General features: G+C 63.1%; 10 protein-coding genes. 6 read left to right on the top strand and 4 right to left on the bottom strand.

Annotation, left to right across the window (positions count from 1 at the left end; all coding sequences use genetic code 11):
- Window positions 1–52: 52 nt before the first annotated feature.
- The 3 genes from GJ699_RS31235 to GJ699_RS31225 all read left to right on the top strand — a co-directional run bounded on the left by GJ699_RS31235 (window position 53) and on the right by GJ699_RS31225 (window position 4,109).
- Entirely contained in the window at window positions 53–2,194 is a 2,142-nt protein-coding gene (locus GJ699_RS31235) for a transglutaminase TgpA family protein (protein WP_154383329.1), read from the top strand.
- Window positions 2,185–3,342 carry a lytic murein transglycosylase B gene (gene mltB, locus GJ699_RS31230; protein ID WP_154383328.1) on the top strand — a complete coding sequence of 386 codons (1,158 nt, stop codon included), beginning with the start codon at window positions 2,185–2,187 and terminating at the stop codon, window positions 3,340–3,342. The genes GJ699_RS31235 and mltB overlap by 10 nt, the downstream gene beginning before the upstream one ends.
- Window positions 3,343–3,758: 416 nt before the next feature.
- Window positions 3,759–4,109, top strand: coding sequence for a hypothetical protein (locus GJ699_RS31225; protein WP_154383327.1), 351 nt, complete (start codon window positions 3,759–3,761; stop codon window positions 4,107–4,109).
- Window positions 4,110–4,192: 83 nt separating this feature from the next.
- On the opposite strand, the gene cysM is transcribed toward GJ699_RS31225, so the two are convergent.
- On the bottom strand, window positions 4,193–5,095 hold the full coding sequence (cysM, locus tag GJ699_RS31220; protein WP_154383326.1) for a cysteine synthase CysM: 903 nt from the start codon (window positions 5,093–5,095) through the stop codon (window positions 4,193–4,195).
- A 145-nt stretch (window positions 5,096–5,240) separates the two neighbouring features.
- Here cysM and GJ699_RS31215 point away from each other — a divergent pair, with 145 nt between their 5' ends.
- The 3 genes from GJ699_RS31215 (at window position 5,241) to GJ699_RS31205 (ending at window position 8,929) form a co-directional block, all read left to right on the top strand.
- Complete coding sequence (locus GJ699_RS31215) at window positions 5,241–7,010, top strand: FAD-dependent oxidoreductase (RefSeq protein WP_154383325.1); 1,770 nt, start codon at window positions 5,241–5,243, stop codon at window positions 7,008–7,010.
- Window positions 7,011–7,241: 231 nt separating this feature from the next.
- Window positions 7,242–7,769, top strand: a complete 528-nt coding sequence (locus GJ699_RS31210; protein ID WP_229262385.1) for a hypothetical protein — start codon at window positions 7,242–7,244, stop codon at window positions 7,767–7,769.
- Between the two features lie 110 nt (window positions 7,770–7,879).
- A complete protein-coding gene (locus GJ699_RS31205; protein ID WP_154383323.1) occupies window positions 7,880–8,929 on the top strand; it encodes a Fic family protein in 1,050 nt (349 codons plus the stop codon).
- Here the strand turns inward: GJ699_RS31205 and GJ699_RS31200 are convergent.
- The 3 genes from GJ699_RS31200 to GJ699_RS31190 all read right to left on the bottom strand — a co-directional run bounded on the left by GJ699_RS31200 (window position 8,910) and on the right by GJ699_RS31190 (window position 11,942).
- Entirely contained in the window at window positions 8,910–9,836 is a 927-nt protein-coding gene (locus GJ699_RS31200) for a polysaccharide deacetylase family protein (protein ID WP_154383322.1), read from the bottom strand. The two genes, GJ699_RS31205 and GJ699_RS31200, sit on opposite strands and share 20 nt — an antisense overlap.
- On the bottom strand, window positions 9,833–11,143 hold the full coding sequence (locus GJ699_RS31195) for an MBL fold metallo-hydrolase (protein WP_154383321.1): 1,311 nt from the start codon (window positions 11,141–11,143) through the stop codon (window positions 9,833–9,835). The genes GJ699_RS31200 and GJ699_RS31195 overlap by 4 nt, the downstream gene beginning before the upstream one ends.
- 64 nt (window positions 11,144–11,207) lie before the next feature.
- Window positions 11,208–11,942 carry a hypothetical protein gene (locus GJ699_RS31190; protein WP_154383320.1) on the bottom strand — a complete coding sequence of 245 codons (735 nt, stop codon included), beginning with the start codon at window positions 11,940–11,942 and terminating at the stop codon, window positions 11,208–11,210.

Here is an 11,942-nt window from a genome sequence, read left to right as displayed (position 1 = left end):
TGGCAGCACCGGCGCGGGCTCGGGCGACGCTGCGGCGAGCGTGGACGGGGCTATGGCAGGCGCGGGTGGCGCATCATCCGCGACGCGCCCCGGCAGCGGCGGGCTGGCCGCACGGCTGGCGCTGCGGCTGACGCGCGACAAATCGGACACGCTGCTGTTGCTGGTCGCCGCGCTGATGGTGCTGGCGCCGCATTTCGCGCATCTGCCGCCGTGGATCGGCGCGCTCAGTTGCGTCACGCTGCTGTGGCGCGCCACGCTGACCTGGCTCGGCAAGCGCATGCCGCCGGTGTGGCTGCTGCTGCCGATCGCGCTGGCGGCGATGGCCGGGGTCTACCTGAGCTTCCGCACCCTGTTGGGCCGCGACGCCGGGGTCGCCATGCTGACCTTGCTATTGACTTTCAAGCTGCTGGAAATGCACGCCCGGCGCGATCTGTTCGTCGCCGTCTTCCTCAGCTTTTTCGTGCTGCTGACGCAGTTCCTGTACTCGCAATCGATGGCCAGCGCGCTGTGGGCCGCGCTCACGCTGGTGGTGTTGCTGACCGCCCAGCTATCGTTCCAGTACACCGGCGCGGTGCCGCCGCTGACGCGCCGTCTGCGCAGCGCCGCCACGCTGTGCGCGCTGGCGGCGCCGCTGGCGCTGCAGCTGTTTGTCGGCTTCCCGCGCATCCAGGGGCCGCTGTGGGGCTTGCCGGGCGACGCGCTGGGCGGCAAGACCGGCCTCAGCGACACCATGGCGCCGGGCACGCTGTCGAGCTTGGCGCAGTCGGACGAGATCGCGTTCCGGGTGCGCTTCAGCGGCGCGGTGCCGGCCAAGCCGCAGCTGTACTGGCGCAGCATCGTGCTGGGCGATTACGACGGCCGCACCTGGACCCGCGTGCCGCGCCGGCGCGGCCTGCAGCGGCTGGAGGTGGCGATTCAGGCGCGCGGCGTGCCGGTCCGCTACGAAACCACGCTGGAGGCCAGCAACACCCGCTGGCTGCCACTGCTGGAGCTGGCGTCACCGGCACTGCACCTGCCCGGCCATCGGCTGCGCGATACCGACGAGATGGAAGTGTTCACCGTCGATCCGGTCAGCCAGCGCGTGCGCTACGATGCCGCCGCCTACCTCGATTACCGCCTGCAAACCGGCGAGCGCCCCGAGCGCATGGCGCGATGGCTGGAACTGCCGGCCGGCTACAACCCGCGCACGCTGGCGCTGGCCCGCCAGTTGGCCGCCGCCGCGCCCGGCGATCCGCAGCGCACCGCCGCCGCCACGCCGGACACCGCCACGGCCGGCGCCGCCGACCTCCGCCCGGCGCCCGGCCCGGACGCAGCCCGGCGCGCACGTCAGCTCAGCGACCTCGTGCTGGCCCGCTTCCGCGCCGACCATTACAGCTACACGCTGGAACCGCCACTGACCGGCCGCGACGCCGTCGACGATTTCCTGTTCAGCACCCGCGCCGGCTTTTGCGAACACTACGCCGGCGCCTACGTGGTGCTGATGCGCGCCATGGGCGTGCCGGCGCGCGTGGTCACCGGCTACCAGGGCGGCGAGCGCAATCCGGTCGACGGTTATCTGGTGGTGCGCCAGTCCGATGCCCACGCCTGGGCCGAGTTCTGGACCGCACAGGATGGCTGGCAGCGGGTCGACCCCACCGCCGCCATCGCCCCCGACCGCATCCAGCGCAATCTGGCGCGCGCCTTGCCGCGCCCGGCCACCTTCGGCCTCGGCCCGCTGATCGAACTGCAAAACGACCCGCAATCGTGGCTGGCGCAACTCAGATACGGCTACAACGCGTTGAATAATTCTTGGAATCAATGGGTACTGGATTACAATCCCGATAGGCAGCGAAGTTTCCTTGAAGAACTAGGCAGCAGCTTCGCCAACGGCCGCAGCGCGCTGGCCGCGCTAGGGGTGGCAGGCTTGCTGTACGCACTGCGGCGGCGCCGCGCGCAACCGCCGGTCGATGCGCTGGCGCGGCTGTACCAGCGCTTTTGCCGGCAGCAGGCGCGCCACGGTTATGCGCGCCGCCCGGCCGAGGGACCGCACAGCTACGCGGCACGCTTGCGCGATATGCCGGCCAGCGCGGAAAAACACGCTGCCATGGACCAATTTTTGCACCTGTACGGTATGCTGAAGTATGGCGCCGGCGGGACCGAATCACGCACCGCGTCGCTGGCGACGCTGTCAACCTTGTTACGTTTATGCCGATGAAGACTCTGATCACCGCCCTGCTGCTCAGCGCAGCCACCCTGAGCGCCACCGCCGCGCCCATCGACCGTTACGGCTACACGCTGCCGCCCAGCCAGCAAAAGAAAAAGAAGACGGCTGCGCCCAAGAAGAAAGCCGTGCCGGCCATCGATTACGTCGGCGAATACGTCAACTTTGGCGACTGGAAAGAAGTGCGCGCCTTCCTTGACGACATCGCCGCCCGCGACGGTTTCGACCGCGCCGAGCTGGATACGCTGATGGCGCAGATCCGCTATGTCGACGCCGCCGTGCAGCTGGTCAAGCCGGCGCCGCCCGGCAAGCCGAAGAACTGGCAAGCCTACAGCAAGCTGATGGTGGAACCGGTGCGCATCGACGCCGGCGTCAAGTTCTGGAACGACAACGCCGACGCGCTGAACCGCGCCGAAGCGCTGTACGGCGTGCCGGCCGAGATTCTGGTCGGCATCATCGGCATCGAGACCGTGTACGGCCGCAATACCGGCCGCTTCCGCGTGCTGGACGCGCTGACCACGCTGGCATTCTCTTATCCGGAAGCGCCGCAGCGGCGCGAGCGCATGGAATTCTTCCGCGGCGAACTGGAGGCCACGCTGTTGTTCGCGCGCCAGACCAGCAGCGATCCGCTGGCGCTGAAAGGCTCGTTTGCCGGCGCCATCGGCATGCCGCAATTCATGCCGAGCAGCCTGATGAAATACGCGGTGGACTTCGACGGCAGCGGCAAGATCGATCTGCAGGGCTCCAGCAGCGACGCGATCGGCAGCGTGGCGGCCTTCCTGACCGCGCACGGCTGGCAGCGCGAGCAGACCGGGCCGGTGGTGTACGCCGCCACCGTCTCGCCCAACCGCGCCTGGGAGAGCATGTTGAACCAGGGGCTGGTCGCCAAATATCAGCCGCAGCAACTGAGCGCGGCCGGCGTGACCTCGGCCTTGCCGGTGCCGGAGCAACAATCGTACGGCCTGGTCGACCTGCAAAATGGTGCCGAGCCGACTGAGTATTGGCTCGCAAACAACAATTTTTTTGCAATTACGCAATATAATCGTAGTTATTTTTATGCCATGTCGGTGGTGGAATTGGGCCGCGCGGTGAGGCTGGCCAGAGGGAGCGCAGGGGCGTCAACGGCTGCTTCAGGAATGTAAGCAAGCGTAAAACGCCTTGTACCGTGGGTTGCTCCACGGTATTGTTTAGTTGACACTTGGAAATTATTTATCCACACTTCCAACATAAGCAGTAAAAAGCGGACTACTTTGCAAGAATTGTTATATAATTAACTTTGGCGATTCATTAAAAGTGCGCACAAGCAGCTTATCACACAAGTCGGTGTATAATTCTCACACAATGTTGCAGTCGGACAACAATACCCTGCGGGAAGAGGCTTTTTTGTATTGCTGCTGAGTATTAGATTGCGCGATGTTGTACAATTGTGTATATATTATGAAACTTGTTATCCTGGAACCCGTGTCCGTGTGTGAATTCTCCTGGTAAGGATGGACATTGACGCAGCAAAGCCCGAGTGTTGTACTTTGCAGGACAACTTTACAGAAGGAAAAACGACATGACAAACCAAGTCGGCATAGACATGAACAACGATGCGGATGGAGATGATCTGCTGCAGTACAATCCCAACCGCCTGCTCGATACCCTGATCGAGAACCTGCGTCTGAAAAATGATGCGGCACTGTCGCGTGCGCTGGAAGTGGCACCGCCCGTGATCAGCAAAATCCGTCACCACCGTTTGCCGGTCGGCGCTTCGCTGCTGATCCGCATGCACGAGGTATCGGACCTGAGCATCCGCGACCTGCGTTACTTGATGGGCGACCGCCGCAACAAGTTCCGCATCAGCGACAAGCAATTCAAGCCTAAGGAAGGCGAAACCCCAGGCGGCGGCAACAACAACCAAGGCTGATCCAGCCCGCTTGTCACCAGCGCCAAATTAGCGCCCTCACCCTTTACACAAGGGCTGAGGGCGTTGTCGTTTTACGCGGCGCTTTAAGCTGGAAACACGCCAGTGGAGAGGTAACGGTCGCCGCGATCGCAGACGATGAAGACGATGGTGGCGTTTTCCACCGTGTTGGAAATGCGCAGCGCGATCTCGCAGGCACCGGCGGCCGAAATGCCGCAGAAGATGCCCTCCTCGGCCGCCATGCGGCGCGCCATGCGCTCGGCCGCCGCCTGCGACACCGACTCCACGCGGTCAACCCGCGAGCGGTCATAAATCTTCGGCAGATACGCTTCCGGCCATTTGCGGATGCCCGGAATCGACGAGCCCTCTTCCGGCTCGGCGCCGATGATCTGCACCTCCGGATTCTGTTCCTTCAGATAGCGCGAGGTGCCCATGATGGTGCCGGTGGTGCCCATGGCGCTGACGAAGTGGGTGATGCGGCCATCGGTGTCGCGCCAGATTTCCGGCCCGGTGCTTTCGTAGTGGGCGCGCGCGTTGTCCTGGTTGCCGAACTGGTCAAGAATGATGCCCTTGCCGTCGCGCTGCAACTGTTCGGCCATGTCGCGCGCGTATTCCATGCCGCCGGTTTTTGGCGTCAGCAGGATTTGCGCGCCGTAGGCGGCCATGCTCTGGCGGCGCTCGACACTGAGATTTTCCGGCATCAGCAACAGCATCTTGTAGCCACGGATCGCCGCCGCCATCGCCAGCGCGATGCCGGTATTGCCGCTGGTGGCCTCGATCAGCGTATCGCCCGGCTTGATGTCGCCGCGCTCCTCGGCGCGCTTCAGCATGGACATGGCGGCGCGATCCTTGACCGAGCCAGCTGGGTTGTTGCCTTCCAGCTTGCCGAGAATGATGTTGTTGCGGGCCGCGGCCTCGGCGCCCGGCAGGCGCACCAGCTGCACCAGCGGCGTATTGCCGATCGTATCTTCCAGAGTCTTGTAAGCCATCGTTTCTTGTTTGAGTTCGCCAAAACAATCATTTTAGCCGAGTTAAAGCAAAGCCACCGGCCCCTCTCCAAAGACTTTAGACGCGCGGAAGCGATTCCGCTAGACTGGCAACATTCGTGCAACCATCTTCATATCTGGAATCCTCATGACGACCGCCCCCACCGAACTGCTGCCCGAAGAAATCCCGGACGATCCGGCGCCGCAGAGCGGCCTCAACCTGGAACAACGCCAGCACCAGATGTTCCCGGTGCTGAGCGCCACCGACATCCGCCATATGCACCGCTTCGGCCATGTGGTGTGCTTCAAGGATGGCGATATGATCTTTGAAGCCGGCAAGACCAGCTTTGGGCTGATGCTGGTGATTAAAGGCGGCATCCGCGTCAACCGTTACGATGGTCTGGGCAACAGCGCCTACGTGACCACGCACCTGCCCGGCCAGTTCAGCGGCGAGGTGGCGCAACTGTCGGGCCGGCCGGCGCTGGGCAACGGCCTGGCCGAGGGCGATGTCGAGGTGCTGGTGGTGCCGTCGGAGGCGCTGCGCCAGTTGCTGGTGGCGCATGCCGATCTGGGCGAGCGCATCGTGCGCGCGCTGATCCTGCGCCGGGTCGGGCTGATCGAGCAGGCGTCGGGCGGGCCGGTGATTGTCGGGCCGCGTGGCCATGAGCGCATTCACACGCTGCAAACCTTTTTGCAGGCCAACGGCCATCCGCATCTGGTGCTCGATCCCGAACGTGATCGCCAGGCCGCCGATCTGATGGAACACTATCAGCCGCGACGCGAGGAACTGCCGCTGGTGGTGTGTCCGGACGGCGTGGTCAAGAAAAATCCTTCGGTGGTCGACATCGGCCGCTGCCTCGGCATGCTGCCGCAGTTGGATAGCGACAAGGTGTGGGATGTGATCGTGGTCGGCGCCGGTCCAGCCGGGCTGGCGACGGCGGTGTATGCGGCATCGGAGGGCTTGTCGGTGCTGGCGCTGGAAACCCGCGCCTACGGCGGCCAGGCCGGCGCCAGCGCGCGCATCGAAAACTATCTCGGCTTCCCGACCGGCGTGTCGGGCCGCGCGCTGGCCGGGCGCGCTTACGTGCAGGCGCAAAAGTTCGGCGTCGAGATCGCGATACCGGCACCGGCCGGGCGGTTGATCTGCGATACCTATCCGCTGCAGGTGGAAATGTGCGGCAGCCTGCAGCGTCTGCAGGCCAAGACGGTGGTGCTGTCGTGCGGCGCGCGGTATCGCCGGCCGTCGCTGGCCAACCTCAAGCAGTTTGAGGGCAAGGGCGTGTACTACTGGGCTTCGCCGGTTGAGGCCAAGCTGTGCAAGACTGAAGAGATCATTCTGGTCGGCGGCGGCAACTCGGCCGGACAGGCGGCGGTGTTCTTGTCGGGCTATGCGTCCAAGGTGCACATGCTGATCCGCAAGGACAGCCTGTCGTCCACCATGTCCAGCTATCTGATCGAGCGCATCCAGGCGACGCCGAATATCGAGCTGCATACCTGCACTGAAATCGTCGCGCTGGAGGGCGATGAGGATGGCTTGCGCCAGGTGCGCGTGCGCAATGCCCGCACTGAAGCGGAATGCGACTACGACGTGTGCCGCGTGTTCCTGTTCATCGGCGCCGATCCCAACACCAGCTGGCTCAGCGACTGCGGCGTGGACGTCGATCCGAATGGCTTCATCCGCACCGGGTTTGACGTCACCAAGTCGCAGTGCAAGGCCAACTTCGCCAACGGCGTATATCCGCGCGACTTGCCCTCGCGGGCCGCGCTGGAGACCAGCGTGCCGGGCGTGTTCGCCATTGGCGACGTGCGCGCCACCTCCACCAAACGCGTCGCCGCCGCTGTGGGCGAAGGCGCGGCGGTGGTATCACAGATCCACCAATTCCTCGCCAACTTGCCTGCGGACAAGCTGAGGATATAGGTAGGGGGTGTGTTGCACACATCCCTGCGGCAACGTGTCTCAAACGGCTGTCTCTTTTTGTCTGCATTCGCATCTTTTGAACTCTCCGGCATCCCGGCGGTCCAACAGACAGGAAGCGACAAAAACCGACAGTTCCCGCAAGGAGAATGAGACATGAGTGCATTAGGCAGTGTGCAAGAGCCCCCACCACCTATACTCCCGGCAATAGTTTATGACGAGCTGCGCAGTTACTTGCGCGAGAGCGGCAGCACCTTATCGCCCAGCGAAGCCTTGATCAAGGCGGTTCAACAGTGGATTGCCAAGGGCCGCGCCGACGCCATCCCGGCGCGCGGCTATCAATGGAAGCAGCTGTTCCTGCCTGAAGGCAGCCGCCTGCGCATGCGCAACAACGACAGCTGGTACACCGCCAGCATCATCAACGATGATCTGGTCTACAACGGCGACGCCGTCTCCCCTAACCAGATGGCCAAGCAGGTGGCCGGCGACGGCCGCAACGCCTGGCGCGACCTGTGGATACTGCTGCCGGGCCAGAGAAACTGGATCAACGCCGCGCGCCTGCGCGCGCAACTGGTGCGCGATGCCAAAAAAATCCCACCCACGCCTGCCGAAGCGATGACCATCGCCGCCAAAGCCATGAGCGACGCCCTCAGCACCGCGCTCACCTTGGTAGCACACGCCAACCAGCAAGCCCAAAACACCCTGGAACGCCGCCTCCCCAAATACCGCCGCAGCTGGGATACGCTGGAGGACGTGGATTAAACATCCGCCCCCAGCGGATTTGACATAGCAATTTGCGAGAGCGCTGCTAAGCTTTTGATTGCAGACGATTTTTCACAGATTTTTCATGATGTCTTCGCGGTACATTCACGATGTCCCACTTCGCGCTCAAGCTGGTCAACCCGGCATTTGACTCCCCGCTGGTCGATGTTTTGACCGAGCTTGAGCACTTGCGTCGATTGCAATTACACGGCGACACACCGCCAGTGGTGTTCTTCCAGATCAAGCACATTTTCCACATGCTCGAGAGCCTCGGTTCCGCCCGTATCGAAGGCAATCACACCACGCTGGCGGATTACGTCGAAGCCGCCGTCAACGGCGGCCCGCACAACAACGAGCAACTGTGCGAGATCTGGAATATCGAGAGCGCGATGAAATACGTCGAGGCTGCAATCCAGCCCCAAATGCCAATCACTGAGCAATTCATTCGCGAACTGCACAGTCTCACAGTGCGCAACCTGGAACGTGAAGGCGATCACACACCGGGCGCCTATCGCTGTACGCAAGTGCGGATCGCACAATCGCAGCACCTCCCGCCCGACGCCATGCAAGTCGCCAGCTACATGCAGGAACTGGTGGATTTCGTGAACCGTACCGATGCACCCAAATATGATCTGATAAAAGTAGCTCAGGCACATCACCGATTCAGCTGGATACACCCATTCAATAACGGTAATGGCCGCGTGGTCAGGCTACTCACTTACGCCATGCTGATCAAATACGGCTACAACGTCAAAGACGGTGGCCGCGTGCTGAATCCGACGGCTGTATTCTGCAACGACCGCGAAAAATACTGCGATATGCTGGCCCATGCGGATCAGGGTAGCGAACTCGCGCCGGCGCTGCTGCTGTCCCGGCAACGCCAGCTGATCACGTCCGAGGAACTGCAAATCCTCAATGAAGTCGTGCGACGGGGTACGACAAGGTCTGCGGACCTGGCCAAAGTCGTGCCTCACCTTAGCAGCGCGCAGCGCGCCTATCAGTTGCGCAAACTGGTCGAACGTAAAATGCTGCAGCCGGTGCGTGAGGGCGGACGACTATACAGCATCAGCTTCACCAACAACTACCTGCTGCGCTGCGTGATACAGATGCTGTCGCGGCAGGGCTTCATTTCCGAGGCGCTTACAGGCCCCGCGCCTTGAGGGCTTCGATCTCGAAGTCGCCATCGTCCACCAGCCGCTCCCAGCCAGGGAACTTGCCGAGGCCGCGGCTGCGGGCGATCGATAGCAGCAGGCTTTGTCCAGCCACCAGCTTTTCCGGCGACTGCTGGTAGACCGCGTCGGCAAACGCTTGCTCGGGGGTGACAATGGTCCAGCCCATGTCCTTGAATTGCTGGATCGCGTCCTTCAACCACAGCGCGTTGATCAGATTGTGGTGCAGCAGCATTATTTGCGGGATGTCACGTCCTTCCAGCTGACGCGACAGGTCGCGATAAGCTTCGGCACGCTGGCGCAGGTGCGACAGATAGGCTAGTCGAATCGGCGTCAGGTCGGCTTGCGCGTTGGCGCGCAGGACGTCGACCAGTTTTTCGTCCAGCCGCCAATCGCTGGTATCCAGACTGACGTAGGCGTCGCGGTAGCCGCTCTGACGCAGATAGTCGCGCATACCGTCGCGCTTCTCCAGCGTATTCCCTTCGCGCAGATAGGTGTAGCGGAACCATTTGCGGTAGCCCGCCAGCGTGGACGTGATGCGATCGCAGTCCGCCACCTCTTGCTGATACTGCGCCAGCGTCACCTTGGCGCTGTTCAGATCAAGATGAGTCATGGTGTGGTTGCCGATGACGTGGCCCGCCCTGCCCCAAGCCTGCGCTAGCGCGTAGCCTTGCGGGCGGTCGGCGCCATTGCCGCAGGTGACGAACAACGCGGCCTGCACCTGCTGCGCCGACAGCGCGTCCAGCAATGCCTGGTTGCGCTGCGCCGGCGACAGCAGCGGCGTTTCGGCCAGACGCGGGCCGTCGTCGAAAGTGAAGGCCACCGATTGCGCTTGCGCGGCCGGCAACCATGCACTCACAGTCAGTCCCAGCGCCGCCGCGATCCGGCGCGGCTTCATACCACGATCCCCATGCGCCGCAGTTGCGCCGCCTGATAGGCGCCGATGGCGTTGTCGAACAGCGTGCGGATCAGCGGATCGTCGACGATGTCGGCGTCGGCCGGCGCACCTTCGATGCGCAGATACATGCTGGTCAGCGACTCGCCCAGCATCAGTCCCGCATACAGCTTGGCGGCCGGGATTTCGGTGCGCCACGTCGGCGCCTGTTCGTCCCCAGTCAGCGCGATGCTGTCGCCATGCACGCGATAACGGAAGCGCTGCGCGCCGCCTTCATGGTCGTAGACCGACAACTGCCACACGCACGGCGTGGCGAAGTAACTATCCTCCGGCAGCTCCATGTCCTGATAGCGCGCCAGCAGGCCGCTGCGGCAGAAGTCCTGCACCAGCGCGCCCTGCTCCGCCGTCAGCGGCGCGAAACGGCGGGCGATGTCGGCGGTCGGCGGCGGAACGATGTCCGGATCGTATGCGTAATCCACATCCTGCTCGCCCACCGGCAGCACCCACGCCAGCGGCGCGGCCGGCGTCAGCGCGGCCGCGCTGAGCTCCAACGACACCGAAGGATTCAAGCGCACCACCTGCGAGTCGGGCAACCACTCGCCCACCGCCTGCGCAAACTGGCGGTAGGTAATCGGGAACAGCGCATGGTTGTACCACGACCACGGCTCCTGCCGGAACTGACAGGAACTCGGCACCACATAGCGCGGCGCCAGCGCTTGCAGCTGTTCCGGCCATTCCTCCGGCAAGGCCACCGGTCCGCGCTCGGCGCGCGACGGCGCGATCACATCCACCTCGCGCATGGTCTGGAATGGCCACAACACCATATCCCACGGCGCGTATGGCTTGAGCTGCTCCAGCGTCTCCGGGTCCATCCACGAATCCACCACGTTCAGCACATTCAGGCCCTCGGCGCGGATCTGGAACATGGAATCGACATCCGCCTCCAGCGCGCGACGCGGAATCACCTCGAACGCGCCGACCAGCACCGGCACATCCAGCGCCAACGGCCGCACATCGGCGAAGCCGAGCGCGCGCAGCATCGCGAACAGTTCGTCGAAGATGCAGTACATATAGATCGGTGTCGCGCGGTCCAGCAGATCCAGGCTCTCCATCGAACAATGATCGTCGTGCAGATGGGAGATGAACACCGCGTCCGGCCGCAGCGCGCGGATGCGCGCGGCATCGAACCTCACGTCCGGAAAGGCGTGACAGTTCCTGCTGAACGGATTTTCAAACACGGGATCAAACAGGATCTGCGTGCCGCCGCTTTCAAAAGCGTAGCCGGCGTGCAGAATGCGCGAAATCTTCATCTGGGTGGTCCTTGTATCGGAAGCGACATGATACAAGGAAGCCCCGAAAAAGGGCTCCGCTTCCTTACTTTTGCAGTCCAGCCGTATTAATCGCAATCGATCCTGGACGCGCCTTGTAGACGATGGTGATCGTATTGCCGCTCTGTGTCTCGGCCGACTGCGCGCCGCCCACCGAGAACAACAGAAACTTCAGCCCCGCGCCGGCAGTCTGGCCTTTGACCACCGTGAAACCAAACACGAACGTGCCACCCGGATCGACCACATTGCCCTTTTCATCCGGCGGTGGACGCAACGCCACACAAGGCTTGCTGTCACTAGCTTCCAGCAAACCATCCCGCAGCCGCTGCAGACTGGCGGCAATAGGATAGACCTGCGGATCGATCGCAATGTCAGCGGCATTGGGCACCGGTGTCGGCACGGCGGGCTGCGGATACAGCATGAAGGTCAGGTTTTGCGTCCCCTTCCATCCACGTGTACTCCCCGTGTTGCCGTTAAAAGTGCTCACCCCGATCGGCACGGTGGCACCGGCCGAGGTGCTGCTGGATTGCTCGGTCTGGGTGGTCAATGCCACCTTGACGCTGCTGATCTCAAAGCCGACGATGCCGTTGCAGGTGTTGGCCAGCGCCGCCACATGCCCCACTCGGGCATCGTAGTCCCGATAAACCGACAGGTCGGTCTTGATTTTTCCAACCACCTCGGCAACGGTGGCGGGACTGCCCTCGGTCTGAGGGATACTCTGACATGCCGTCAGCAACAACGCGACGGCAAGCAGCGCGTATCGCAAGCTCGCGCGGTCCAT

The organism is Duganella guangzhouensis (assembly GCF_009674535.1).
GTDB classification, from domain to species: Bacteria; Pseudomonadota; Gammaproteobacteria; order Burkholderiales; family Burkholderiaceae_D; genus Rugamonas; species Rugamonas guangzhouensis.
This window is presented reverse-complemented; position numbering and strand designations above follow the sequence as displayed.